Raw genomic sequence first — 26,206 nt, 5'->3', positions numbered from 1 at the left:
TCTCCAATTACATCTTCTATTCGATTGAAATTTATTGTTCGATGAATGCCTTGCTAGCGATCTTCCATTTGCCATCGTGCTTTAGCAACGTAAAGGCATCATAAAATTCATCTGTGTAGCGAAAGAGGGCAGTTGCGATCCGTCCATCGACTGTTTGAATGTGCAGAACTTCGCCGTCTCGTCCCGCACCAGGAGGATTCTCGACCGCTGCCCATGCATCTAGCAGAGCAGGCATATCGTGCCAGGCACGACGTTCGAGAGTTCCATTCTCTGATTTAATGATGCCTACCATTACGGCGAGGTCTTCATGGAAGGCAGCGCCAAGCCGATCTCGATCGGCTGTACCGTTTCCTTCAAAATAATCGAAAATTACTGTTTCAATCGCTACAGCGTCGCGATCTTTCAACCTCTTTACAGTATGGGCATTGCTCGCAGTGATGGGCAAAAGCATAGCTGCAAACAATAGGCCTGCTAGGACGAGTAGCCTGATTTTCATAGCTTTTGTACCTTCCATTTTGACCAATATAGAAAATGCCGTGCTCGTATAAGTTCAGGCAGGGTTGCAGCAGGCATTGTTAAGCTAATCATTATCCGCAAAATCCAGCACAATCTTTCCTGTTGTTCCGCCTTGTTCTAATCCTTGGATTGCTTGACTCACCTGTTGCCACGGCATGACAGAGTCAATAACCGGTTTTAGCTGTTCGCGTTCAATAAGCTGCCTTAGGGCATCTAGCTTCGCTGAATTAACTGGGTTAAAAACAAAATGGACAGATAGATTTCGGTCCCAAGCGGCGAGCAAAGATTGGGGCGTTTCAATGTCGACGATGCTAACAAGGCGACCAAAAGGGCGAAGAATATCTAAACTTCGTTGAATCGTCTTGCCGCCAATCGTATCAAACACGACATCAACGCCTTGATTGTCTGTTTCTCGCTGAATGACTTCTACATAGTCTTCAGTTGCATAGTCAATCACGCAGTCTGCGCCTAGCTTCTTAACCAAATCATGATTTCTAGGGCTGCAGGTTGTGAACACATAGGCACCCATCGCTTTCGCTAATTGGATGGCTAAAGACCCAACGCCACCTGCACCCGCATGAATTAAAACAGATTCACCCACCTGGAGATTTGCTCTAGTAAACAGGGACTCCCAAGCGGTTCCACCTGCTATGGGAAAACACGCTGCTTCAGTATGGGATAGATTTTTGGGCTTAATCGCAACCAGGCTCTCATCAACAACATTGTATTGAGCATAGCTACCCGCATCTTCAAAAATTCTAGGCGCGTAATAGACTTCATCCCCTGGCTTAAAGGCGGTTACGGTTTCTCCCACGGCCTCAACAACCCCAGACACATCCAGACCAATAACTGCTGGGAGTTGCACATAGTCTTGATAGTCACCCCGACGGGTTTGATAATCAACAGGATTGATAGACGTTGCATAGACGCGGACTAAGATCTGATTGGCTTTTGGTACAGGTTTGGGGATCTGCTGGATCTCAAACCCTTCGGGACCACCCAATGCCGTCAACACAGCTGCTTGCATATTTGCCATTGCTAATCTCTTTATTTCAGAATTAATCACGTTAGGTAGAAGGGCTACCCAACACGTTGCTAAAGCACATCCAAAAAATGCTATGGCTCAAGTCAAACAACCTGAGAGACTTGATAGGTCGGGAAGTCGGTATATCCTTCAGCCTCAAAGGAGTACCAGCCAGATGGATCGGAGTCAGCATTCAGCTCCCAGTTATGGGCAAAACGATCCACCAGATCTGGATTGCTGATATAAGAGCGGCCAAAGGCAATCAGAGCCGCATCGCCAGATACAATTGCAGACTCTGCTGAATTGCGATCGTACCCACAGTTCCCCATCAGCGTATTGCTGTAAACCTTTCTAATTTCAGCCAGTGTCATTGGCTCCCCAAGCTCATGAAAGCCAAACGCTAAACCGTCAAGGATATGCAAATAGCCTAGGTTGTAAGTATTAAGCTGCTCAGCAACATAAGTAAAGGTCTCCCGATAATCGGGTGATCCCATATCGTTGAAGACGCCATTGGGCGAGAGCCTGACTCCGACACGACTAGCAGGCCAAACGGTCAGAACCGCTTCAGTGATCTCTTTTAAGAACCGAAAGCGATTCTCTAAACTACCGCCATACAGATCTGTGCGGTGATTGGTTTTAGACTGTAGAAATTCGTCAATCAAATAGCCATTGGCCCCATGGATCTCTACGCCATCAAAGCCCGCTTGCTTAGCGTTAGCAGCTGCTTGTCGGTAGTCCTCGATCACGTTAGGGATTTCGGCAGTCTCTAATGCCCTCGGGGTCTCATAGGGTTTTGTCCCCTTGGGAGTATGTACCTCTGAGCCTTCTAATCCGATTGCTGATGGCCCAACTGGAAGTTGATTATTCTCCTGAAAGTCACGATGAGACGCTCGACCAGTATGCCAAAGCTGCAAAAAGATCAACCCATTTTGGGCATGTACCGCATCTACAACCTGTTTCCAGGCTTGGGTTTGTGCTTCTGTATAGATACCGGGAGAATTGAGCCAACCATTTGCCTGGGGTGAGATGGTAGTGCCTTCTGTAATGATGAGGCCCGCTCTAGCACGCTGAGCATAGTACTCAGCCATCAGCACGTTTGGCACTCTTTCAGCGCCAGATCGAGAACGAGTCAGTGGGGCCATCACAACCCGATTTCGAAATGTTAGATCTTTTGTTTCTAGAGAACTAAGAAGATTAGGAACGTTAGTTTGAGTCATGGGAGTCCGTGGGGTAAATAAAGGAACAAGTGATTGATTCGAGCTTGAGGTTAGAGTCAAAGCTCTAAAAGGATTAGGGGTGTCATCCGATGATTGATTAGAGCGAATTTACAGCGTGCTCAATCAGTTCGTTGTTAATTGAGTTACGGCTAGTCCACGAACCGCCGCGGGCCGTTGCCGACAGCGCTCATACCAGGTCATAACATTCGGAAAGTCTTGGTGGAGCTGCAACGATTCAGCTGCTTTGTAAGCCCAATCCAATGTGCCGACCCAAGGAAATGTCGCCATATCTGCAATGGAATACGCGTCTCCTATGAGAAAAGATTTTTCTGATAGTTGCTTATCCAGGACGGTTAACAACCGTCGAGCTTCGTTGCGATAGCGCTCAATAGCATAGGGGACTTTTTCCTTGGCAAACGTGTGGAAATGTCCAAACTGTCCAAACATGGGGCCGATACCTCCCATTTGGAAAAACAACCATTGCAAACACTCACTGCGGGCTGCCGGATCGGTGGGGAGAAATTTCCCTGACTTCTCTGCGAGATACATCAAAATGGCACCGGACTCGAAGACAGCAAAAGGTTCATTGTTGGGCCCATTCGGATCGATGATGGCTGGGATTTTGGAATTGGGGTTAATGGCAATGAACTCATCGGTGAACTGGTCATCTTTCATAATCTCAATGCGATGGACCTCATAGGGCAGGGCCATTTCTTCTAGCGCAATGGAAACTTTTTGACCGTTGGGCGTTCCAAGAGAATACAGCTGAATTCTTTCAGGGTGCTGTGCAGGCCATTTTTTAAATACGTTGTCGTAAGTCATCTTTTTTTCCTGGTTAGGTTGTTGTCGCGAGTGCGCTTGACTATTCGGAATGCTCATTTACGCGTCTGGTACCAATGCAAAGTCAATGTTATCTACGGTTTAGACTGCGCGACTTAGAGGCAGTGGATGGAGAAAACTTAGTTTTGGGTATGAGCATCGAAGACCTGGCCGCTGATTTTCCATTCTCCGTTGTGCTTGTAGAGGACAGAGAAGTCTGTAAAGCGGAAGCCGCTCCAGTTAATAAATTCAACCTTTGCAACAGCGGCAGGTCCAGAAATTTCAAAATTAATCACATGGGGTAGAAGCGCTACCCCATACTTTGCGATCGCACATCCTTAAGCGTGCGGTCTAGGATTTTTCTTTACTTTTGGGAGCCTGTTGGCGTTTGAGTTCTTGGATGATGTCAGGTGTCAGTGTGACCCCTCCGATATTCCAGTCCTCAGGCTCGGTCTCCTCAATCATGATCCAGACCTTGTCTTTGAATGTTGGGTCACCACCCCCTTCAATCTCAACCATTAAGGCGTTCAGACGCTCTTGAAGCTCTTGTTTCTGATCCTTAGTCAGCATTCCTTTAGTTGTGCGAACATTTACAAAAGGCATGATTTTTCTCCGTTGTATTGTTGGAATAGGGGAAGAGCTTTCTTTCTTTTAGACTTCAGTACCACGCACGGGGTAGTTGTTGTTCAAGACAAAGTCCATACCGCCGAGCAGTGCATCTAGGTCAGTACGACCATAGGGCGCGTTATTGACACTAGCGAAGAAGAGCACACCGTCAGGGCCAATCAAAAAGAGTCCTGGCTCATTGAAATAGGCTGGCTCATAGTCAAATGCACCCTTGGAGACATAAAGCCCCCACTGCTGCATTGCTTCACGGGTGAGGCCATAGCCCAGTGTCAAATCTTTTACGCCCCAGGTTTCAGCTGAATTCGCAGCTTTCTCACGAGTGTCACCACTAATGGCAATCACTTCAATACCGAGATCGTTAAACTGACTGAGCTTACTGTTTAGCTGCTTTAAGTACTCAGCACAGAGGGGGCAGTGCAATCCCCGATAGAAGACCACCATCGTGTAGTTGCGAGGGGTTTGAGCCGCAAGATTCCAAGCATTGCCGGATAGGGTATCAACGGTCAACGCAGGGACGTTGTTGCCAGGAACTAAACGAATAGCGGAAGTTGTTGCTGGTGTAGTTGTCGTTACAGTCATTGTGATGTCTCCAAATTGATAAATAGTGTGGTCAAGTGCTGATAAAAAATCAGCGCAGTAAATTGAAAAAGGGAATCGAACAATTGATGGTTGTCTACCCCTGCTTCGAGAATGGGGCAGTTTGAGGTCGCGGCTTGACAACAGCCTTGACTGACCTATATGTATGTCAGCAACTAAATCAAAAAAAAGTTAGCTGGCGTGAGAGGTCTCTCCACCGTTCAGCAGTACGCTTTCTTATCTGAGTAGAGACATTGCTAACGTGTTAGCTGCCGAGTCAACAATCCCTTCAGCGATAAAAGTAACGCTGTTTACCCATGCATACTCACTGGACTGAGTCACTAGCTTTACAGACATACGTACTCCTTCAGTCCCGTCAGATTTATGAACCGATACCCCATGGCCTTCAAATGAAATCAGTGCACCATCTGTGGTGGTGATTTGCCCGAACATGTTGAGTTCAAAGCGGCCGTCAGCACGCACATTAATATAGTCCGTAGCCAGCATCTTGCCTGTAATCGGGCCTGTAAGTTGCCCCTCAAGGCTTAAGTCAAAACGGGCACCCTGCGGCGGAGGCGTTGTGCCGGAAGCCAGCTCTGGCAATGTAATGCCGTAATCGACCATATTCGTAAAACCGAGTTGTCCAGATGCCACTGATTCAAAGGCTGCAGCAGTCACTGTTCTGGTCAAAGAAGTCATGTTCTTTTTCCTCTTTAGATTGGGTAATTTTTATCTTTTGAATGGTTGAAAATCTGGGTAAAAGTCAAGCCGTTTGCATGAGTTCAATGCGGTAACCATCGGGGTCAGCAATAAATGCTAACGTGTGCTTCTCACCTGTTTCGGTTGAAACCATTGGTACTTCTCCTGCGGGGCGCAAGACCTTTACACCGTTCTCTTCGAGATAAGCTGTCAATGCATAGACATCGTCTACGGCAAGAGAGAGATTTCCGTAGGCTGTACCATGCTCATAGCTACGCTTGTCCCAGTTATAGGTTATCTCTATGACCGCATCGGTTTTTCGATTTCCGTATCCCATAAAGACAGCGGTAAAGTCGGCATCGGGAAAGGTTTCACGCCCAAGCTCGGACATACCTAACATATTGTGATAGAACGCAATCGATCTATCCAGATCGCTGACCCGAAGCATTGTATAGAGAATTCTTTTGGGTGCAATTGAGGACGGTACAGACGCTGACATATTTTCCTCCTGTTTTTGAAATTCTATTTAAGACGAAACCTATACAGGCAAAGCTTGCAGTCACTTACCAGTGCCTGTATATCATGATTAATTTTGGGCGTGAGAGTCGTAGACCTTGCCGCTGATTTTCCACTGACCATCCTGCTTATAGAGGACGAAGAAATCGGTATAACGGAAACCAGCCCAATTGATAAATTCAACCTTTGCTGATGCGGCAGGTCCAGAAATATCAATCCAGGAAATGTGGGACTGAACGTCTGGGGATGCGCCTGTTTCATTGACCGCACCTTTGAACGTATCAGCATCCAAATTATAAAAAGTGCCGTTCACAGAACCCACGATATGAGCATGGTCATAAAAGGCTGTCCGGCAAAGCTCGCCATCGCCTGTTTTAGCTGACTCAATATAAGGCTGTAAAGCAGCTTCAATAGCTTTGTATTCCGCAAAGCTGTGCGCTTCGTCAGCAGCTGTTTTGGGGGTTACGTGAAGTGTAGTTTCAGTTGACATTGTTTTAGTCTCCTTGAGTTTGGGTAGGGGGTCAAAATCACGGTCTAATAAAGTATACGCCAAAACTGACCTATATGTATGTAGATAAACAAATCAAAAAAAATGTAACTCTAAAATTTGTCAGCTATTGAACCCTTTGGCTTGGGTCAAGCGCTCCAATACATCTAAGATCTTTGTTTTTGTGTCGCTTACTGTGTTGTTCGCAACACCTTCATGGCTTATCTACATGTATGTAGCCTAAGGCAAGTTTCCAAAAAATGCAAGCCAATGATTTGAAAAGTGATCCAAAAGGGAAGATTGTTAGTATCTCGGCAACTACCACTTTTCCCCAAACGGTCGAATTTCCACATCAAAAGACCAAGCTGATCTTGGTTGATGGGCCACATGAAACACCTCTTCTGCAATATCAATGGGTTGACAGAAAAAATCTTCGGGTCGCTCTTGTTGATTCAATAGTCCAATGTTGAGCCCTTCAATGGGCAAGTTTTTGGACCAGGGAGTAGCGATCGCGGCATCAATGGTCACATAGGCGACATGAACACCCCTTAGCCCCAAATCACGGGCAAGCGCTTGCGATAGTACCCGCTGTGCAGCCTTGGTCGGTGCGAATAGGGCATAGCTGGGAATGCCTCTGAAGGCAGCGGTATTTCCCGTGACCACAATTGCACCATTGCCGGCTGCAATCATAGATGGTGAGAGTTCCCGAGCCAGGTAAAGCAATGATGTTGTATTCACTCGAAAGTTGCGTTCTAAATCTTCAGGATCGGCTTCTAGAAACCTTCCGAAGGTAGCGCTAACAGCATTATGGATCAAGACAGAAGGATGTCCCATCTCTGAGCAAATTTTCTTTAGGGTGGAGAGTAATGCTTCTAAATCGCCAATATCACAAGCATAAGCTTTGGATTGCGGCAGTTCTCGTTCGAGCGCTTGGAGGCGATCGCGATTACGGGCTATCATTGCTACCCGGTATCCTTCTTGGGAAAATTTGCGAGCGATCTCACTTCCCGTCCCGTCTCCTACCCCAGTAATCAAACAAATGGGTTTTGTCACAGCGCACCTCCTCGATTTTGCCAAACACTGCCTTCAATTCCATTTAGGCCGCGACAGTTTTGCCGTTGTACTTTGGATTCGGCAGGCCAGTCTTCACAACGTTATGAATGCGTTCATTTACTTCGTAAACCCGCACCCACTCCAAATCTCCGCGCTGTTTAAGCCGGCCAGAGTGGGGGGATCTCGCCTTTTTTGTGTAAGCCACCTGGGTCATCCGGCAGGCTTGACCACCGTATCGATAAGTATATTCGGCGATCCCTTCTACAACCCAGCGCCCCTGATATAGCTTCCAGAACTGACCATCATGTTCGTAGATATCGAATGTCATCTCATAGCTACTTTCAACTTGAAAATGCCAAGCGCTACTTTCAATCTTTTTCCAGTCCGCCATCTTGCTACCATCCTCAAATTCATCACCGTGAATTCGCCATTGCAGTGTATTTTTCATGTGCAACTCCTAAATAAACAAAAATACGACTGGTCGTCTTAAAATGAAGTCAAATGTTCCCAGTATTGGCATAACTAGACTTGAGGAAATCATCCTTGTTGCTTAAACCCAGTCGCCTTGAAAAATGTTTGTGACACAACTGTCAGAGCCAAAAGTCCTAGAGTAAACCATGAAAAGACTTCTTGCTTCTGGACTCATCAACAACCTGCTGTTTGCGAATTAGGGCTTAAGCGCAACTTTGATGGTACCGGCCGGCCGTCCATCATTATGAGAATTGCCAGTATATCAAGTTGCATATTGAATTCGCTAACCCAGTCATTTACTTACTGGAAAGTAAGTAAATGACTGGGTTAGCGCCTGATGGAGCAATCCAGGTTCTGATAATGTTCCAGTTAATGGTTTCCGACTCTGGTTAATGGCTTTTGAGTGAGTGCTGTACTTAGCGCCGTGCCGCGACCCTAGTCTCTTCCCGCGCCTTCTCCAAGGCTGCACTCGCCTCGTCGTCACTGACCATCTTGTAGCGTTGATACCATACCGTAGCAACATCATCGATGCCAGCGAAGTTTAACCAGTCGGTGAAATGGGTTGATACGTGGTCAGTCCCAAATTGCTTTGATGCGTCAGAACTGTAAATGGCTGCCGAATACACTGCAGTTGCACGCTTATTCTTAAGCAGCCCGCTATAGCCAACTGCTGGATCGAAGCCGAAAAGGGTGCCGGGCATGCTCAACAGGTCGATGTAGAGCTTCAACTTCCAGGGCACACCAAAGTTCCACATTGGAACGCTGAACAAATAATCGTCAGCGGAGTTGAACTGGTTGAAAAGCCGAACCAATTCATCGTAGAGAGTCTGCTGCTTGCTGTCCATATCAGGTCCACCGAAGAAAGACATCTTCGCAGCAGCGGCATCACCGTCAAATTCAGGCAGCTTGACCTTAAAAAGGTCGATTTCCTCAATCTCTGCGTCGGGATACTTCTCTTTGTAAGCAGGTAAAAATGCCTCAGCAATTTGGGCTGTCTTGGAGCGAGTGCCTCGCGGTGAACACTTGATGTAAAGCAGTTTCTTCATGATGTAACCTCAAGTCTAAGTAAATAGGTGCGAATCCGGTTTCTGTCTGGTTTCTGCTCTCTTGCAGAGAAGTGGTGATGAAAACTGTGAGCTGACTTTTCAGAAAATTCACCTCACAGAAAAACCTGCAACGAGTAGCTCAAAACTGATCTACATATATGTAAATAGCTGACCCAAAAGTTATGTCAGCTTTCGATAATTGTTGGTTGCGAATTAGGGCTTAAGCGCAACTTTGACGGTACCAGCCGTCCGACTCATCATTAAGTCATAGCCTTTCTTAGCCTCCGCCAGTGGCAAGGTATCGGTAAAGATAACACTCGGATCAATCTGCTCACTTTCAACGAGCGGAAGTAGCGTCCGCATATAGGCGGCGACATTCACGACACCGGTATGGATGGTCAGGTTTCTAAATAGAGCATCAGAGTAGGGTGCATCTACAGGTTCATAAAGGTGCCCAAACCCAAGCACACTCAATTTACCGCCTGCATGGGCCATCGCCATGGCTTGCCCGATAGATCCCTTATTACCAACGGTGTCAATAATCGACATCGCGCCGTAACCATTAGTCACGCTCTTCACATACTCGATGGGGTCTTGGGTCTTGCCATTGACAGTATGGGTCGCACCACTTTTTTTGTTTGGAAAACGCCAGTCGGCTATCGTAACGGCCCACATGGATAACCTGCTCAGGATTAAAGAGCTTTGCGGCTGCCATCACAGCACTCTGGCCCACCGCTCCGTCACCGATAACAACAACGGTTTCGCCAGGGAGAATATTTGAGTTAAGGGCGCCATGATATCCAGTTGCAAAATTATCTGCCAGCGGTAGCGCTTTGTGGTCTTCTGAACCCGACGTAAAGCTGTCAGGCAGTTTGAATAGGGTTCCATTGGCATAGGGCACGCGCACAAATTCGGATTGGCCACCTTGAATATCACTGCCGCCGTGCTGTACGAAGAGGGGAGAACCAAACAGACCGCCATGTTCGCAGGCTGAGGGGAGATCGCGTTTGCAATGGTGGCATACACCGTCAACAAACATGGCTGAGGCAACTACACGGTCTCCGACTTTAACGGTATGAACGGCCTTCCCGACGGCTTCCACGATTCCGACAAACTCATGCCCCATCCGCATGCCCTGTGGAACACCCATTTCGGGACCGTTGTTAATAAAGTCGAAGTCGGCACCACAAATCCCTGCGAGGGTAACGCGAACGATGGCGTCTGTATCCGAGAGTATTGTTGGGTCGGGTAGATTGCCAACGCGAATGTCTGAACGCTCGTGATAGTAAGTTGCTAGCATAATTTTTTTGGGTAAAGAACCTTTTGGAACGTCGACTTGAGCAACAACTTCCTTGGTGCCAGTGCCGTGATAGCCTTGACCAGACAACAACTGAAGCCCTTTTTACAGAAGTTTTTCTCAGATGTTTTCGCTACGCTTTGGTCTTGTCATAAAACAACTATATGACCGGTCGTCTAGAATTATATGACCAGTCATCTTTAAACGTCAAATGTCTTGATTGATATGTTTATAGGGGTTAAATAAGCATCAGAATATAAAACAGCGTTAGTGCTATAACCCTCGCGGCGAATGGAATACAGACTCTAACTTTCTCTATTTTAGGTTCACTCAATGGGAGCGTAATCAAAAAGTTTCTTTAAGCAGTGATAGTTGGACTCTTGATCACGGGGCCTTTCCATCTACTTTTCCATTCATCACTGATTCTATTCATCACTGATCATGGCTGCCCTAATTCTGTAAGACATTATGAGCGCCTTCTCTTGTCTATTGCCTTTTTCCTTTTTTATCGACAATCTCACGATGATGGCGATCGATAAATTGAATATTTTCTGGTCGATAGTACATTTCTGCCAACGCTTCAAAACTCCGTTTACCTTTCTCTTGGATCGGAATATATCCACCATCGACCTGAACCGTTAATTCTGTCGTTGAAGCAGTACATTAATCAGAGGTGGGAGGATGATAATTTCCCTCTGATACAAAAATCCCTGTCTGGTTGGTGACAGCCTTTAACGGGTTAAAATTATTAACCCGACGGTGTTTGGTATTGATTCTCTCTAGCATAGTTTAGGTTCCTCAATAGCTATGTAGCGTTCCTGGTCATATACTGTCTACATGGCCAGGCCAAGACGCAATGACAACACCCGTGAAAGACTTCTAGATGAAGGACTAAAATTGTTTATTAGTCAGGGTTATCACGGTACTGGGATCAAAGAAGTTGTCGATCAGGTCAACGTTCCTAAAGGGTCTTTCTATAACTACTTTGAAAGCAAGGAGCATTTTGCAGCTGAGGTGATTCGGCACTACTCTCGGCAGTTGATTGCCTGTATGTCTGATCAGCTTAAGGAACCTGAAGACAACGCATTCATGGCGCTCAAGGATTTTTTTGAGAGAGAAGTGCAGCGGCATCAGGACTCGAAAACTGGATGCCTCATAGGCAACTTGGGGGCAGAGCTGGGAGGGAGTAGTGAGCTGTGTCGGCAGGCCATGATTGAAGGCCTAGAAGGTATGAAACAGCAGTTTTCCCAAACCCTTAAACGCGGGCAGAGTCGAAACGTCATTCGTGATGATATCTCTGCCGAGGAACTAGCTGATTTCCTGGTTAATGCCTATGAAGGCGCTTTGTTAAGAATGCAGTTAGAACAATCCGTCAAGCCAATCGAGAAGATGAGTTCATTCTTGAGTAGTTATTTGGTTTGTTCTTAAGGTATTTATCAATACTAGTTCAAGGCAACTGTAAAGACAGGAACAATGTATTTAAATTTCGGTAATGTAAGATTAAGTTGACAATCTCCCTCCATCTACCTCAGGGACTTAGGGTAGCAGGGGCATATCATTTTTCAAGCTTTTAGTTGCGGGCTAAGGTAAAGGGTATTGTCCTATGCACAGATCAATACCCCTGCTTGCTATGCAGCCTCAGACATATCTGCAGACCATTTATTTGACTGGAATGCGTCATCAATAGGGGATTGGGCAACGTGATTCGTGTAATTGGACAGGACCTTTAAGCCCGTTCCCACAATAACTTCGAGGACATTGGCCTTGCTGTAACCTGCCACAATGAACGCAGCGATATCAGCATCACTGACAACACCACGATTCTCATTGACTTTAGCCGAGAATACGCGCAGCGCTTCAAGCTTCGGATCGGTAAATGATGTGCCTTTACGTAATGTCTCAATGACATCAGCTGGAACTTTCTGCATTTTGGCAATGGTTGAATGTGCGGCCATGCAGTACGTGCAACCGTTCAGGCGGTTGTTGGTCATCAAAACAACTTGACGCTCTGCTGAGGTAAAGTCGCTTTTGTCAAAGATTCCAGAAAGCGTACCGTATGCTTCCACTGCCGCAGGGGATTCCGCCAAAGTAGCCATCAGGTTCGGCACAAATCCGTAGGCTTTCTTAGCGCCTTGCAGAATCGCTTTGCTTCCTTCGGGCGCAGTTTCTTCAGTGTGCAAAATAAAGTTCGTCATCGTGTTTCTCCTTTTTTTAGCGTTGTTTTTTTAGCGTTAGGGTTGAAGATTAGTTTTGGGCGTGAGAGTCGTAGACCTTGCCGCTGATTTTCCACTGACCATCTTGCTTATAGAGAACAAAGAAATCGGTGTAGCGGAAACCAGCCCAGTTGATAAATTCAACCTTTGCGCCGGCGGCAGGTCCAGAAATATCAATCCAGGCAATGTGGGACTGAACGTCTGGAGATGCACCAGCTTCATTGACCGCGCCTTTGAACGTGTCAGCATCCAAGTCATAGAAAGTGCCGTGTACTGAGCCAACAATATGAGCATGGTCATAAAAGGCCGTCCGGCAAAGTGCGCCGTCACCTGTTTTGGCGGACTCAATATAAGGCTGCAAAGCAGCTTCAACAGCTTTGTATTCTGCAAAGCTCTGTGCTTCGTCAGCGGCTGTTTTAGGGGTTACGTTTAGTGTGGTTGTAGTTGACATTGTTTTAGTCTCCTTTGGGGTTGGATTAGATTTTGAGTTCAACGTTTAACAGAAGAAGGATTAAAACTGACCTACATGTATGTAAATAGCTGAGTCAAAAAAATATGACCCAAAAGTTATGTCAGCTTTCGATAATTGTTGGTTGCGAATTAGGGCTTAAGCGCAACTTTGACGGTACCAGCCGTCCGACTCATCATTAAGTCATAGCCTTTCTTAGCCTCCGCCAGTGGCAAGGTATCGGTAAAGATAACACTCGGATCAATCTGCTCACTTTCAACGAGCGGAAGTAGCGTCCGCATATAGGCGGCGACATTCACGACACCGGTATGGATGGTCAGGTTTCTAAATAGAGCATCAGAGTAGGGTGCATCTACAGGTTCATAAAGGTGCCCAAACCCAAGCACACTCAATTTACCGCCTGCATGGGCCATCGCCATGGCTTGCCCGATAGATCCCTTATTACCAACGGTGTCAATAATCGACATCGCGCCGTAACCATTAGTCACGCTCTTCACATACTCGATGGGGTCTTGGGTCTTGCCATTGACAGTATGGGTCGCACCACTTTTTTGTTTGGAAAACGCCAGTCGGCTATCGTAACGGCCCACATGGATAACCTGCTCAGGATTAAAGAGCTTTGCGGCTGCCATCACAGCACTCTGGCCCACCGCTCCGTCACCGATAACAACAACGGTTTCGCCAGGGAGAATATTTGAGTTAAGGGCGCCATGATATCCAGTTGCAAAATTATCTGCCAGCGGTAGCGCTTTGTGGTCTTCTGAACCCGACGTAAAGCTGTCAGGCAGTTTGAATAGGGTTCCATTGGCATAGGGCACGCGCACAAATTCGGATTGGCCACCTTGAATATCACTGCCGCCGTGCTGTACGAAGAGGGGAGAACCAAACAGACCGCCATGTTCGCAGGCTGAGGGGAGATCGCGTTTGCAATGGTGGCATACACCGTCAACAAACATGGCTGAGGCAACTACACGGTCTCCGACTTTAACGGTATGAACGGCCTTCCCGACGGCTTCCACGATTCCGACAAACTCATGCCCCATCCGCATGCCCTGTGGAACACCCATTTCGGGACCGTTGTTAATAAAGTCGAAGTCGGCACCACAAATCCCTGCGAGGGTAACGCGAACGATGGCGTCTGTATCCGAGAGTATTGTTGGGTCGGGTAGATTGCCAACGCGAATGTCTGAACGCTCGTGATAGTAAGTTGCTAGCATAATTTTTTCGTTGAGTTGAGTACTATTGTTTTCCAGTGAAATGCGTTATCTCGTAGTTAATCAACGAGTTGCGAGCCAGAAATATTAATCCCAGCGATGTGATGTTACGTCGAGTGTAGCTACGTGTGACATTGTTCTAATCTCCTTGGGTTTTGGTAGGGGTTGAGATCACGTCTTAACAAAATATACATCAAAACTGACCTATATATATGTAGATAAATAAGCGAAAAAAAATATGGTCCAAAAAATATGTCAGCTGTGGATAAACGTTTTCAATGCTTGGCCAACAATTTTAGGATCATTCTCAAGTCTCGCCAGCAACAATGAACCTTCTGCTGTACTGACAAACCTGAGTGCTTTGTTTTGGGCATCGGGTTCTCCCATTGCCGCAAACTGCTCAGTAAGCCAGATTTGAAGGTCCTTAAAGTACGCAATCAGACGACTTCTCACTGCTGGACTAACCGATTGCAACTCTGCCGCCATCATTCCACACATACAAAACTTCTCGTCTTGGATGTAGGTTTGAAAATAGTCGACCACTGCTTGCAACCGTTGTTGTGGTGTATCGAGGTTTTTATTGAGATCTTCAAAGACAGCACTATGGCCTTCATGCAGGCGTTCTACCAAAGCCAAAGCTAGGTCGGCCTTAGCTTTGAAGTGGTAGTGTATGCTTGAGTTTTTAATGCCAATTTCATCAGCTAAATCAAGATAACTAAAGCCATTGAACCCTTTTGTTTGGGTCAAGCGCTCCGCCACATCTAAGATTTTTGTCCTCGTATTGCCCACAACGCTTTTACAACTTGTCTACATGTATGTAGTTTACGGCAGGCATCTGAAAAATGCAAGGGAATATTTTGGCAAATAATCCAATGCATCATAAAACTAAAGTCACGAGCTTACCGCTGCAAATACCCTCGCGGAGCATATTTGCCGGTTGCCACGTAGTTAAGAATACTTGCATTGATAGGGGTGCCAGCCAGATCGATCACTATTGGAAGTTCTTTTGCAATACTGTGACTGGGGTTAACCTCGATAGCTCTGATGAGTCAGATGAGAGGAGAGTCGAGTTCTATACTGAATTTACATTGCAGTCGTCAGACTACGTTCCATGTCAGATTTCCAGGTCATGTTGAGCATTTGTTGATACTGACGTAGCTCAGTCACGGTGTCAGGCCGTAATTCATTTTCGCCATGTCCAACCCCGCCTTTTCTGAGTTCTTGGGATTGAGTCACCGGCTTTAGCTTACAGATCGATTGGTTCTCAATGATCTGATCTAGATCAATATTGCTGCGGGGAATACTGCAAAAATCCAAAATATTGGCCAGCATCTGATGAGGATGCTGAAATAAGTTTTCGTATTCCACTAACAAGATGTCCTTATAGTGACGAGTCTGTTGAATATGTTTGGCCCAGCCCTCTACTGCATTCAAGCAAAACTCATCGATGGAAAGATCGGACACCCAAGGAAATTGTTGTAAGAGGCTTGGAGAATTGGCGACGAAGTGATGCCAAGAGACCAATGTATCTACAGGGTTACGAAATGCATAAACCGTCTTATGTTTCTTTGCATCCCTATGCTCATGGCTTTTAACAATGCGGTGACAGATATCATCATAATGATGCAGACAGGGTGGTTTGATACTTTGCGTATAAATTGATGGGACAACGGTTTCAAAAGGGATATCGGATTGGATAGAAGATGGGTATTGTTGAGCTTCTAAAATCGAGTTAGCCAGCAGCCGCCTCAGCCATGTATTCCCAGATCTTGGATAAGACAAAAGAACAATATCATTGGCTTCTCTATAGGGTCGATTCTCTCTCAGAAGATCATGATCTGGCTGAAGTGCATAGATATGAGAGGGATGAAAATTTCGATCAATTGTATTCAGTATATGTTTGATTTTCATGGCGTTTGAATCGAAAAAAATAATTTATTAGCTGCTTGGCTAAGATTTCATTGAAACAAAATTGCTATAAAACTCAAGATTAGCTATTCAATTAAACTAAATATAGTTAACTAATTTTCATGCAAAAAATATTTCCTAAAAACAGGATCAAAAATACGTTAATCTCCAGTTTTACAAGATTATGCAGGCCAGCATTGAATTACAGTTAGCGAGAAAACTATGCCTTTGAATATAGTAAGACTAACAGCTCAAAAAGTTTGTAACTCTAATTACTATTTTTTTTGTATCTATTAATACTTTTAAAAGTATCTGGTTAATTTAATAAACATTATTTTATATTTTTTTTATGAGTTAAATTATTGACTTAGTTTGCTAGAGTAGCCTAATCCATTGAATTTTTGGGATCATAGAGTGCAAGATTCAGTTTTTTTATATTTAAGAATAAAAAATATTCTAAAAATATAAATCATTCAAGATTGATATCCATCATGTAAGGCATAGTAGTGCGATCGCATAAGTAATCTACACACACTATTCCTACTCTCCCTCTTAATCAGGGTGAAATCGAAGATAGCCAATATCCAAATCAGGCTGTAAACAATCTAAGAATTTTAGCAATGGCGACTGCCAAGCTCTACTCCCGATGATCATTATTCTCTTAGCGTCTACTAGACTTATTACTCAATAGTCGTAGGGTTTAACGAATAAGACAACACTATTCTTTGTACATCAGGATAACGATCTATCTCAACATTCACTGGAAAATCAGAAAAAATATTTGCGATTTCTGTATCTGAGAAGAAATGCTTGATCACGGTATAGGATGCATCATTCTTCAAATGGCGTGATTGTAAATGATTTCCTTCAGAATCAAATTTTCCTGTCCAAGATTTGGATCCAGGGAGCTGATCACAAAACACCACTTGTCCCTTCATATGCAGATGCAGGTCATGCAGAAAATCACGCATTCTTGACATTGGAACATGAGCCAACCAATCTATCGCTAGGACAACATCAAAATCGTGAGGAAGATCGGAGAGCTGATAGGCATTAGCCTGCTGGAGCTGGACTTTGTGAGCGGGGAGTTGCTTAAGGGCTGCCTGCTCTAAGGTACTTTGGTTGTAATCGGTTGCTAGAAAAGAATGAGTGCAATCATAAATTTGTTCCGTCCAGAAACAAGGGCCACAGGCTATCTCTAACACCCGTTTACCCGTTACCAACTGTCTGAGATGCTCAATGACATCGGCTAGTTGAGCAACCACTTCAGGCTGGTCATAGCCCATTGAGACATCATAATCAGCAGCACGATGGTGATAGTACGTCTGCATCTCTTGAATGAGTTCAGAGGCGTTAGACATACGTTCACCCCGCGCACAGATATCAGTCCACTACTCTCGTCAGTTGAGCAGCTGAGATTAGCGATCGACGGATCCCATAATCACATCAATGCTCCCTAGAATCGCCACAATATCGGCGACCTTCATGCCTTTGAGTAACTGGGGTAAGACCTGCAAATTATTGAAATCAGGGGCGCGAATCTTCCATCGCCAAGGGAAGACATTCTCATCACCAATCAGATAGATGCCTAGCTCACCTTTACCTGTTTCGACTCTGGCATAAAGTTCACCTTCAGGAATTTTGAAGGTGGGGGCGAGCTTCTTACCCAAGAACTGATATTCAAAGGAATTCCACTCCGATTTGCGGCCTTCCATCATCCGCTTGGCTTCTAAGTTTTCGTAAGGGCCACCGGGTAGATGTTCTAGAGCTTGCTTAATAATTTTGACGGACTCCCGCATTTCACGAATCCGCAGATAATAGCGGGCGAGGCAGTCTCCTTTGGTTTCCCACTGCACTTCCCAATCGAAGTCGTCATAGCATTCATAGTGATCCACTCGACGGAGATCCCATTGAACGCCAGATCCTCGCAGCATGGGACCCGACAAGCCCCAATTAATCGCATCCTCGCGGCTAATGGTACCCACACCATCTAGGCGTCGAATAAAGATGGGGTTATTGGTGATCAGACGCTCATACTCATCGACTTTGGGGAGAAAGTAATCACAAAAGTCTAAGCACTTGGAGACCCAACCATAGGTGAGGTCAGCTGCGACCCCGCCCATCCGGAAGTAGTTGTTATTAATGAAGCGCATGCCACTCACGGCTTCAAACAAATCGTAAATCATTTCCCGTTCCCGGAAAATGTAGAAGAAGGGGGTTTGGGCTCCCACATCTGCGAGGAAGGGGCCAAGCCAAAGCAGGTGATTTGCAATTCGATTCAGCTCCAGCATAATCACTCGGATATAGCTGGCCCGCTTCGGCACCTTGATATCTGCTAAGCGTTCTGGTGCGTTGACCGTGATGGCTTCGTTGAACATGCCTGCCGCATAATCCCAGCGGCTGACATAGGGGACGAACATGATGTTGGACCGACTCTCGGCAATTTTTTCCATGCCGCGATGCAGGTAGCCAATCACCGGCTCACAATCGACGACATTCTCACCATCTAGGGTCACCATGAGTCTCAGCACCCCGTGCATAGAAGGGTGTTGAGGTCCCATGTTAAGGACCATGGGTTCGGTGCGGGTTTCAATGGTTGGCATATTGCGTAACGGTTCCTTCCGAGAAAACGACTACAACCCAAGAATGGTGGAGCCTGCTAGTTTATCACCGACATCACTCACTAGACATGGTCTAGGAGAAGTATGTCCTTACCTATGGTACAGATCTCTAATCCAGGAATTCAAATATTTTTATAGGAGAGAGCAACAACTCTGGGTTAACCCGCTGCTCAATCAACTTTCACCCATGATTTTGGGCACTTTGAAATACTCATCTTCCTGGTCCGGCGCACAAGCCACAATGGCCTCTCGATCATCATAGGGCGTTAGATCATCGGTACGAGTGACATTGCTAACGTCAATGGCTCGGGTGGTGGGCTCTACCTCTGCAACATCAAGCTCGCTCAATTGCTCAAAATAGTCGAGGATATCCCCCAACTGAGTGGTGAACTGTTCTGATTCAGTATCCGTGAGGGATAGGCGGGCCAGATGGGCAACTTTATCGACTTCTGCACGCTCCAGCATGAGAGCATCTCCTATGTAATGCTAGCTGTGACTTTTCTAGAGTGTCCCACAGCAAATGGCAGTTCACTCACTTAATCTTAGCTTGACGTGAATATAGGTGATATCAAACCCCATCCACGTCCACTGCATATACAGATACATCTGCAGGGTTCAAAAGCAGCCCTATTGTCTCAATCCTTCAGAGCGCACAGTGAATCGCCCCTCAAGATCACATCTTTTTTAGCAACGATTAGGACATTATTATATTATTTCAAGACATCTAAATTTATCGTTTTAACAGCAGTCCTCCTATAAAATCCAAACTTTTTGTCTGGTCAATTAAGGCTTAGTTAGAGCTAGCCCAGCAGTAATTAGCTTATTTATTTTAGTTTTGGGAATTAAATTATTTTTCTATGTTCGAATAGAAAGCTAAAGTGTCTACCCTAAGGATAAGACAGGCTTTTATCGACCAATTTTTGAGTATAGCAATTGCTTACTGATCACTTCTCGAATCAGGGCGCCATTTGCTATGGAGATTTATCCATTTTTCGTAGTCAGAATTACCGAGTTCTTCACTTCTCTGTGCCAAAGTTATACGCATGTTGGACAAAGGGCTTGCTTACAAAGACGCGATCGCAAACATGGACTTGCCATACTCATTTCATTAGCCAGATCGTTGCCTGTTTTTGTCTATTCCGGGGGGAATCAATTCATGCACATCAGTCAGGAGCATCAGGCGTCTCATTTATCTATTTTTAGACGTTGGGGCTGGCCTCTAAGTTTGGCCTTGGGCCTTAGCCTCGTCGCAACGCCGAGTTTATCCCAATCTCTGCAACCGTCCTCTCTAGGGACAAGTACTTTTACCTTACCGGTTCAATCCAGCAACATCGCTCAGATGGAAGCAGATGTTTTGCGACGGATTAATCTCAAACGTCAAGGCCGTGGCCTACCGGACCTACGCCTCAATCCCACTCTGTCTCTAGCGGCCCGCTCCCATAGCCAGCAGATGGCACACCATAATTTTTACAGCCATATTGATCATCAGGGCCGCAACCACCGCCGCCGAGTCGAGGCGTTGGGCCTCAGGGCATATCTTATTGGGGAAAACCTGATGAAATGTAATCGTTCGCCTGATCCCGTGAGTCTATCCGTTACCAGCTGGATGAGAAGCCCCGGCCATCGTAAAAATATTCTGCTACCAGAGATGCAAGAGACAGGCGTCGGAATTTGGCGCGATGGACAAACCTACTATGTCACTCAAATCTATATGGAACCTAAATAAAGGCGAGCGGTCACTCTTTTCATACCTATTTATTCAGCGATATCCTACCTATTATTTGATAGGTTGAAGATGATGTTTTGCGATCGCACCCTTGTCTCTCCAAGCTCTAATATTTGATGTAGACGGCACTTTGGCGGACACAGAGCGTGATGGTCACCGAGTCGCCTTTAACCAAGCCTTTACGGATGCTGGATTAGAGTGGCACTGGTCCGTCGAACAATATGGGCAGCTCCTCCAGGTCGCAGGGGGCAAGGAGCGAATTCGCCATTATATCCAGCAGTATTGTCCCCAGTGGCAGCCCCCCCAAGATTTGCAGGGCTTTATTGCAGACCTGCATGGGGCTAAAAACACACATTACCAAGCATTACTCAGGCAGGGTACGATTCCGCTGCGGCCTGGGGTGGAGCGCTTGCTACAAGAAGCGAGGGATGAAGGGATACGACTTGCGATCGCAACCACCAGCGATCTTCCCAATGTGATCGTCCTCCTAGAGCACACCTTAGGTACAGACAGCCTGCATTGGTTCGAGACCATTGCCGCCGGAGACATAGTCCCGGCCAAAAAGCCTGCTCCCGACATTTACCGCTATGCACTGAACCAACTGGCCTTAGCACCCTCTGACTGTCTGGTGTTTGAAGATTCCCAGGCGGGCTGTCAAGCCGCCTGTACCGCTGGCTGTCAGCCCATCATCACAGTCAACGACTATACCCAAACCCAAGACTTTACTGGGGCATTACTCGTCATCAATGGTTTGGGGGATCCAGACCACCCCTTGTCTCGATTAGCTGGGGCAACTGCAAACATTGAATATATAGATATGGCGTTCCTGACATCCCTGGGGGGAAAATCGGTCAGCTAACCATTAATTGAGTGACCGCTAACGGCTCTGGCTTACCAATGCCATAGCCTTGGGCATAGTCCACACCAATAATCCGTAACTGCTCTAGAATCTGCTCATTTTCCACAAATTCAGCAATCGTTTTCATCCCTCGCTTATGGGCTAACTCATTAATGAGGTAGATGATTTCGCGATCGCTCTCTACAACAGCAATATTCTTCACCAAACTGCCATCGATCTTGAGGTAGTCCACTGGTAAGCTCTTCAAATAGCTCAGGGAAGACACACCACTGCCAAAATCATCCAAAGCAAACTTTACCCCAATCTTCTTGAGGGATTCAATAAACCGCAGGGCCTGATCCAATTGAGCAATGGTGGCCGTTTCAGTAATCTCGATACAAATATTGCTGGGGGGCACATTGGACTGGGTGATCAAGGCAATGACGTCCGCCATCGCTCGCTCATCATTAATGCTGGCCCCTGACAGATTAATGGAAACAACCACATCTTTTAAGCCACATTGATAGTACTGGCGGAGGGTATTTTCTAACACCCACTTGTCAATCAGACCAATCACGCCATAGCGTTCTGCCGCCGGAATAAACAATCCAGGCCCAATAATATTGTTTTTGCCATCTCTCAACCGTAAAAGAATTTCATAATGGCGAAATAGAGCAGAAGGCTGATTAATATTCAGGATAGGCTGTTTCACTAAGAATAATCGGTCTTCTTCAATGGCTTGGGGAATATCCGCAATATGAGCCATTTGCAATTGATAATGGTCTAGCTCACGATCATTTTGATTGGCAACGTAGACTCGTCCCCGGCCAGCATCCTTGGCTTTATAGCAAGCCAGGTCTGCCCGACTTAAAAGTTCTTCTGAGGTATAGCTGGCATCTGCGAAGGCCACAATACCAACACTCACCCCCACTCTAAATTGACTGTCTTGCCACTGAAAGCGGAAGGTCTGGACTGTAGTCACCAACATTTCACAACAGGCTTGGGCTTCTGACAAAGAGCAGTCTTGCATCAGCAATCCAAATTCATCCCCCCCCAAACGTCCCAGAACATCATCGGGGCGAATCTTTTGTTTGAGGAGTTGTGCTAATTCGGTGAGCAACTGATCGCCAACCATATGGCCAGCGGTATCGTTGACCAACTTGAATTGGTCCAAATCGAGATAGCACAATACAAACTTAGTCTTGTCTTCTCTAGCCTGATCGACGGATTCTTGTAACCGATTATCAAACTCTGAACGATTCAACAGATTCGTTAAACTATCGTAGGCCGCCTGATAGGCAATCTTTTTGGTTAAGAAATACTCTTCGGTAATATCTCGCTGAATCCCTCGATACCCCTGAAATAGCTGGGCATCATCAACAATAGGCTTACCATTCAGCTTAAAGATTCGCATCTCTTGATTATCTTCTTTGGCAAAAAAGATAAAGTCTTGAATCGGTCGACGCCAATGCAGAATAGTGTCTAGACGTTTGGTATTAAACTCAAACATCTCTTCATCTGCAAACACATCCGTTAAAGACAAACCAATGGCCTGAGAAGAAATGGCTGATGTTTGATACCCCTTCCGATCAGAGACATAGGACAAATTCAGATTTATATCCAATTCCCAGAAGGTATTGGCACCCACTTCTGCCAGGTCTTTATAGCGTTTTTCATTGTCTCGCAAGGTTTTCTCAACCTGTGCTCGCCGACGCAATACCTCTATCAGCAAAGCAATCATCACTAAAGAACTGGAAAAAGCGCCGAAGACGACCCATACCAAACCCTGATGCTGGTCATAAAAGGAGGGCTCACTATAGAGCACCATGCTACCTACGGGTAAATCTCGAGGATTGATCCGAAAACGCTTTAGCTCTCTAGCATCGAACATCCACAGATTTTTGGACTCAGCAATCGGCTCCAGATCAGTCGGATTAGCCCCATCCAAAATTTGTTCAACCAAACGGACTGCCTGGTCAGCATGAACCCCCCCTTCAAGAACTTTGCCGCCTACGGCTCCTGGCCCTACCCGCATCACTGTGGCAGTAAACAGGGGATTCGGCAACTTGTCTCTGAGGATTTGGGTATCCATCTCAAAGTTAATCAACTTGCCTTTGGCATGACCTTGACGGAGCTGCCCCATAGGCAATACCGGCCATGTCGAAGGAAAGGCAGATAACCTTTGAGGTAAATCTTCAGGTGTCACATCATGGATAATCGCAATGGATTGAGGCACGTTAGGGAGCTGTTTGATCTCATTGATCCGTTTGATATTGGCTTGTCCCGTTTCCGTGGAATCATTAATCACAATCAAGCCATCTGCCCCCGTCAGTTGCTTAGCAACTTGAACAGTCTGAGCGACGCTATGTTTTTCAAATACTCCTGTTAATCCAGGAACATTGTAGAGTTCGGGTTGAACATGATTAATGCCCAAAAACACAATGGGCACTTTGGGAAAATACTGATCGCGAACTTGCAAGATTAACTGTAAACCCGGATCATCCGAAACCATTAAGGCATCCAGGGGTATCTTTTGATATTTTTCCTGAATCAACTCTAGAAAACTTTGAGAATGTTCTAGGGCAGGTAGACGTTTGCCATCTAGATATTCATGGAAAATTTTGGCCTCGGGCCGACGTTTTTGAAAAGATTGGTCAATGCCCTGTTTAACTTGGTCAGTCCAAGACAGTTCTGGATGGTAAGAATGAATAACTAGAATATTCTCTTCTGCTTTAACATCCGGTGTCCCCGTGACTAATCCAATGGCAAGGGATGGCAAAATTGCTATCTTCCACAGCCAGCCATATCTCTTCTGGCTCATCTTTCTTAGCTGATCTGCATTGGACTGGTTAAAACTGGCAACTGAGATGTCTAACGTTCTCAGGTTTAGATCAGTTCTCACCATAGGCTTAAACTTATTTTCAGCACGGGGATCATTTTTTTATTTTAACAAATATATTTATATTTACGTTGCCGATATAGCATTAGTCTCACTGAGGTGAATAAATCTATGGTGACAGCTCAGGCATTGACCTCAAGGGCGTAGGTATCAGTGTATTGTTAACTATCAACTAGAAAACTTTTTCGTTTGTTTTTGATTCATAAATATATTAAAAACCTATGAGAATCTTATTAGATATTAGCCCCATAACTTCTTAGTGTTCCCTCCTTTATCGATAGATGAACAGTGCCAGACTTGAGAAACGCTTGACCGCACTGGTCACCCAGTCAACCTTGATTTATCCTGAATTCTGAATCAACCAGTCCATGGCTCACAGCCATCCTCTGCTGTGGTAGGAGAGAGGTTTACCCGCTGCTATCGGTATGGGGGTTAGACAAGAATATCAATCCATTCGTTATGTTTGCGCTAGTTTTTGTCCATAATTAGCTCGGAGTACATCACAACATCCAACAATGCCAAAAACTGCCAATGAATATGCGGTCCACCTGTTTATCGAAGGGGGCCACAAAGAAGAGGTTCGGTTTGCAACTATTCAAGAATTTCAGCAGTGGTACAGCAACGAGCTGGTACCCAAGTCAGACTCCAAGGAATTCATTAACGTCCCCATTAAAAATATCCAGGGCGAGTATATGGTGATCCGTCCTTCTAGCATTACTGCCATTCGAGTGGAACCTGTTTTCTTATCTAGCGTCGACCGTTATTAAGTTCTAATCGTTTGACTGCATGTTTTTTCTAACTCTGCCTTTGCTTTTGGGGTGTACTGCTGCCACCACTTCTCTGACGGCTGCAACACCCCCCATGGAACCTCTTCCCTTACAGGTCATTTCTACAGACCAACTGCCCAGGGGTTTAGCAAAGGATAAACAGCTATGGAAAAAAATAAATGGCCAGAAAGGAGACTATAAAGCGCTGCTGACGGCGATTGATCACAGCTTGGAGTATTTAGGAACTGAAAAAGCCCAAAAAGATTACCAAGACTATAAAGTTCCGGGTATCACCCGCGATCGTGTCTCCCGTAGCCTCCGCCGTTTTCGGCAGTTGGTGGTGCAGGCCAAGTCGCCAAAAGCCCTAGAAAAGGCGGTCAAGCGTGAATTTCAGTTTTACCAATCTATTGGCAATGACCAAAAGGGCAATGTCGATTTTACGGGATATTACGAGGCGACCTATCCCGCTAGCCGCAAACCCACCGCAGAGTTTCGCTACCCCCTGTATCAGGCTCCCGCAGATTTGAAGGAATGGCCGAAGCCCCATCCCACCCGAGCAGAGCTAGAGGGCGCAGATGGCTTGCAAGGATCTCAAGGTCAATTGCAGGGATTAGAGTTGGTATGGCTGCGCGATCGCATCCAGGCATTCCTAGTCCAAGTGCAAGGATCGGCCCGTCTGGGTATCACTGATGGCACAGAAATGACAGTCGGTTATGCCGGAAAGACCGCACATCCCTATACCAGTATCGGTAAAGCTTTAATTGCCGATGGCAAATTCACCCTTGAGGAATTGAGTCTACCTCTTGTACTGCAGTACTTTGACGAGAATCCTCAAGATTTAGATTTATACATTCCCAAAAACAAAAGCTTTGTCTTTTTTCAAGAAACCTTTGGTTCGCCTCCCATGGGGAATCTGAATGTCCCCGTCACCGATGAGCGCTCCATTGCAACCGATAAATCGCTCATGCCCCCTGGTGCATTAGCGCTGATCCAAACCAACTTACCCTACTACAATGCCAGCCAAAAGCTAGAATTCAAAGATGTCAGTCGGTTTGTGCTAGATCACGATACGGGCAGTGCAATCAAAGGCCCAGGTCGGGTGGATGTTTTTATGGGGACTGGGGCAAAAGCGAAGGAACGAGCAGGGGTGATGACGGGATCCGGGCAGCTCTATTATTTGCTGCTCAAAGACAACTGATACCG

Annotated in this window: 29 protein-coding genes; 5 read left to right on the top strand and 24 right to left on the bottom strand. The window is 45.9% G+C overall.

Annotation, left to right across the window (positions count from 1 at the left end; all coding sequences use genetic code 11):
* Positions 1 to 31 precede the first annotated feature (31 nt).
* The 15 genes from HRE53_RS13845 to HRE53_RS13780 all read right to left on the bottom strand — a co-directional run bounded on the left by HRE53_RS13845 (position 32) and on the right by HRE53_RS13780 (position 10,441).
* Positions 32 to 496, bottom strand: a complete 465-nt coding sequence (locus tag HRE53_RS13845) for a nuclear transport factor 2 family protein (RefSeq protein WP_235106872.1) — start codon at positions 494 to 496, stop codon at positions 32 to 34.
* A gap of 84 nt (positions 497 to 580) precedes the next feature.
* Positions 581 to 1,552, bottom strand: a complete 972-nt coding sequence (locus tag HRE53_RS13840; RefSeq protein WP_235106871.1) for a zinc-dependent alcohol dehydrogenase family protein — start codon at positions 1,550 to 1,552, stop codon at positions 581 to 583.
* 92 nt (positions 1,553 to 1,644) lie between these two features.
* Positions 1,645 to 2,757, bottom strand: coding sequence for an alkene reductase (locus HRE53_RS13835; RefSeq protein WP_235106870.1), 1,113 nt, complete (start codon positions 2,755 to 2,757; stop codon positions 1,645 to 1,647).
* A 123-nt stretch (positions 2,758 to 2,880) separates the two neighbouring features.
* Positions 2,881 to 3,579, bottom strand: coding sequence for a glutathione binding-like protein (locus HRE53_RS13830; protein WP_235106869.1), 699 nt, complete (start codon positions 3,577 to 3,579; stop codon positions 2,881 to 2,883).
* A gap of 137 nt (positions 3,580 to 3,716) precedes the next feature.
* Positions 3,717 to 3,872: a nuclear transport factor 2 family protein gene (locus HRE53_RS35165; RefSeq protein WP_396133382.1), complete on the bottom strand. Its 156-nt coding sequence runs from the start codon at positions 3,870 to 3,872 to the stop codon at positions 3,717 to 3,719.
* Positions 3,873 to 3,927: 55 nt separating this feature from the next.
* The gene (locus HRE53_RS13825; RefSeq protein WP_235106868.1) at positions 3,928 to 4,179 is read right to left on the bottom strand and encodes a tautomerase family protein; all 252 of its coding nucleotides are present in this window, start codon (positions 4,177 to 4,179) and stop codon (positions 3,928 to 3,930) included.
* Between the two features lie 48 nt (positions 4,180 to 4,227).
* The gene (locus HRE53_RS13820; protein WP_235106867.1) at positions 4,228 to 4,782 is read right to left on the bottom strand and encodes a peroxiredoxin-like family protein; all 555 of its coding nucleotides are present in this window, start codon (positions 4,780 to 4,782) and stop codon (positions 4,228 to 4,230) included.
* Between the two features lie 234 nt (positions 4,783 to 5,016).
* Positions 5,017 to 5,478 (bottom strand): DUF3237 family protein, encoded by a 462-nt coding sequence (locus HRE53_RS13815; RefSeq protein WP_235106866.1) that lies wholly within the window; start codon positions 5,476 to 5,478, stop codon positions 5,017 to 5,019.
* A gap of 64 nt (positions 5,479 to 5,542) precedes the next feature.
* Positions 5,543 to 5,977, bottom strand: a complete 435-nt coding sequence (locus HRE53_RS13810; protein ID WP_235106865.1) for a VOC family protein — start codon at positions 5,975 to 5,977, stop codon at positions 5,543 to 5,545.
* An 87-nt stretch (positions 5,978 to 6,064) separates the two neighbouring features.
* The gene (locus HRE53_RS13805) at positions 6,065 to 6,484 is read right to left on the bottom strand and encodes a nuclear transport factor 2 family protein (RefSeq protein WP_235106864.1); all 420 of its coding nucleotides are present in this window, start codon (positions 6,482 to 6,484) and stop codon (positions 6,065 to 6,067) included.
* A gap of 315 nt (positions 6,485 to 6,799) precedes the next feature.
* Positions 6,800 to 7,534: an SDR family NAD(P)-dependent oxidoreductase gene (locus HRE53_RS13800; RefSeq protein WP_235106863.1), complete on the bottom strand. Its 735-nt coding sequence runs from the start codon at positions 7,532 to 7,534 to the stop codon at positions 6,800 to 6,802.
* 43 nt (positions 7,535 to 7,577) lie between these two features.
* A complete protein-coding gene (locus HRE53_RS13795; protein WP_235106862.1) occupies positions 7,578 to 7,982 on the bottom strand; it encodes a hypothetical protein in 405 nt (134 codons plus the stop codon).
* A 439-nt stretch (positions 7,983 to 8,421) separates the two neighbouring features.
* Complete coding sequence (locus HRE53_RS13790) at positions 8,422 to 9,051, bottom strand: FMN-dependent NADH-azoreductase (RefSeq protein WP_235106861.1); 630 nt, start codon at positions 9,049 to 9,051, stop codon at positions 8,422 to 8,424.
* A gap of 213 nt (positions 9,052 to 9,264) precedes the next feature.
* The gene (locus HRE53_RS13785) at positions 9,265 to 9,726 is read right to left on the bottom strand and encodes a zinc-binding dehydrogenase (RefSeq protein WP_235106860.1); all 462 of its coding nucleotides are present in this window, start codon (positions 9,724 to 9,726) and stop codon (positions 9,265 to 9,267) included.
* Positions 9,614 to 10,441 (bottom strand): alcohol dehydrogenase catalytic domain-containing protein, encoded by an 828-nt coding sequence (locus tag HRE53_RS13780; protein ID WP_235106859.1) that lies wholly within the window; start codon positions 10,439 to 10,441, stop codon positions 9,614 to 9,616. Before HRE53_RS13780 ends, HRE53_RS13785 begins: the two co-directional genes overlap by 113 nt.
* Before the next feature lie 744 nt (positions 10,442 to 11,185).
* On the opposite strand from HRE53_RS13780, the gene HRE53_RS13775 reads away from it, so the two are divergent.
* Positions 11,186 to 11,776 carry a TetR/AcrR family transcriptional regulator gene (locus HRE53_RS13775; RefSeq protein ID WP_235106858.1) on the top strand — a complete coding sequence of 197 codons (591 nt, stop codon included), beginning with the start codon at positions 11,186 to 11,188 and terminating at the stop codon, positions 11,774 to 11,776.
* A 200-nt stretch (positions 11,777 to 11,976) separates the two neighbouring features.
* Here the strand turns inward: HRE53_RS13775 and HRE53_RS13770 are convergent, their stop codons facing one another.
* From HRE53_RS13770 to gatC, 8 genes are all read right to left on the bottom strand, one after another.
* A complete protein-coding gene (locus HRE53_RS13770) occupies positions 11,977 to 12,543 on the bottom strand; it encodes a carboxymuconolactone decarboxylase family protein (RefSeq protein ID WP_235106857.1) in 567 nt (188 codons plus the stop codon).
* 49 nt (positions 12,544 to 12,592) lie between these two features.
* The gene (locus HRE53_RS13765; protein ID WP_235106856.1) at positions 12,593 to 13,012 is read right to left on the bottom strand and encodes a nuclear transport factor 2 family protein; all 420 of its coding nucleotides are present in this window, start codon (positions 13,010 to 13,012) and stop codon (positions 12,593 to 12,595) included.
* Positions 13,013 to 13,161: 149 nt separating this feature from the next.
* Positions 13,162 to 14,247 carry a zinc-binding dehydrogenase gene (locus HRE53_RS13760; protein WP_235106855.1) on the bottom strand — a complete coding sequence of 362 codons (1,086 nt, stop codon included), beginning with the start codon at positions 14,245 to 14,247 and terminating at the stop codon, positions 13,162 to 13,164.
* Between the two features lie 252 nt (positions 14,248 to 14,499).
* Entirely contained in the window at positions 14,500 to 15,003 is a 504-nt protein-coding gene (locus tag HRE53_RS13755) for a TetR/AcrR family transcriptional regulator (protein WP_255801484.1), read from the bottom strand.
* A 324-nt stretch (positions 15,004 to 15,327) separates the two neighbouring features.
* On the bottom strand, positions 15,328 to 16,155 hold the full coding sequence (locus HRE53_RS13750) for a sulfotransferase domain-containing protein (RefSeq protein ID WP_235106853.1): 828 nt from the start codon (positions 16,153 to 16,155) through the stop codon (positions 15,328 to 15,330).
* Between the two features lie 677 nt (positions 16,156 to 16,832).
* The gene (locus HRE53_RS13745; RefSeq protein ID WP_235106852.1) at positions 16,833 to 17,513 is read right to left on the bottom strand and encodes a bifunctional 2-polyprenyl-6-hydroxyphenol methylase/3-demethylubiquinol 3-O-methyltransferase UbiG; all 681 of its coding nucleotides are present in this window, start codon (positions 17,511 to 17,513) and stop codon (positions 16,833 to 16,835) included.
* 57 nt (positions 17,514 to 17,570) lie between these two features.
* Positions 17,571 to 18,755 carry an NAD(P)H-quinone oxidoreductase subunit H gene (locus tag HRE53_RS13740; RefSeq protein WP_212663944.1) on the bottom strand — a complete coding sequence of 395 codons (1,185 nt, stop codon included), beginning with the start codon at positions 18,753 to 18,755 and terminating at the stop codon, positions 17,571 to 17,573.
* A gap of 192 nt (positions 18,756 to 18,947) precedes the next feature.
* The gene (gene gatC, locus HRE53_RS13735) at positions 18,948 to 19,238 is read right to left on the bottom strand and encodes an Asp-tRNA(Asn)/Glu-tRNA(Gln) amidotransferase subunit GatC (protein WP_212663943.1); all 291 of its coding nucleotides are present in this window, start codon (positions 19,236 to 19,238) and stop codon (positions 18,948 to 18,950) included.
* Positions 19,239 to 19,929: 691 nt separating this feature from the next.
* Between gatC and HRE53_RS13730 the strand changes: the two genes are divergently transcribed.
* Together HRE53_RS13730 and HRE53_RS13725 are read left to right on the top strand one after the other, a co-directional pair.
* Positions 19,930 to 20,499, top strand: a complete 570-nt coding sequence (locus HRE53_RS13730) for a CAP domain-containing protein (RefSeq protein WP_235106851.1) — start codon at positions 19,930 to 19,932, stop codon at positions 20,497 to 20,499.
* Between the two features lie 91 nt (positions 20,500 to 20,590).
* Positions 20,591 to 21,358: an HAD family hydrolase gene (locus HRE53_RS13725; protein WP_235106850.1), complete on the top strand. Its 768-nt coding sequence runs from the start codon at positions 20,591 to 20,593 to the stop codon at positions 21,356 to 21,358.
* Here the strand turns inward: HRE53_RS13725 and HRE53_RS13720 are convergent.
* Positions 21,351 to 24,242 carry an EAL domain-containing protein gene (locus HRE53_RS13720; RefSeq protein ID WP_235106849.1) on the bottom strand — a complete coding sequence of 964 codons (2,892 nt, stop codon included), beginning with the start codon at positions 24,240 to 24,242 and terminating at the stop codon, positions 21,351 to 21,353. The genes HRE53_RS13725 and HRE53_RS13720 overlap by 8 nt on opposite strands.
* 509 nt (positions 24,243 to 24,751) lie before the next feature.
* On the opposite strand from HRE53_RS13720, the gene HRE53_RS13715 reads away from it, so the two are divergent.
* Together HRE53_RS13715 and HRE53_RS13710 are read left to right on the top strand one after the other, a co-directional pair.
* A complete protein-coding gene (locus HRE53_RS13715; RefSeq protein ID WP_212663939.1) occupies positions 24,752 to 25,003 on the top strand; it encodes a hypothetical protein in 252 nt (83 codons plus the stop codon).
* A gap of 19 nt (positions 25,004 to 25,022) precedes the next feature.
* On the top strand, positions 25,023 to 26,201 hold the full coding sequence (locus HRE53_RS13710; protein WP_212663938.1) for a murein transglycosylase A: 1,179 nt from the start codon (positions 25,023 to 25,025) through the stop codon (positions 26,199 to 26,201).
* Positions 26,202 to 26,206 lie beyond the last annotated feature (5 nt).

The organism is Acaryochloris sp. 'Moss Beach', from assembly GCF_021497025.1.
GTDB lineage: Bacteria > Cyanobacteriota > Cyanobacteriia > Thermosynechococcales > Thermosynechococcaceae > Acaryochloris > Acaryochloris marina_A.
The sequence above is the reverse complement of the archived record's forward strand: the minus strand, read 5'-3'. Positions and strand labels throughout refer to the sequence as shown.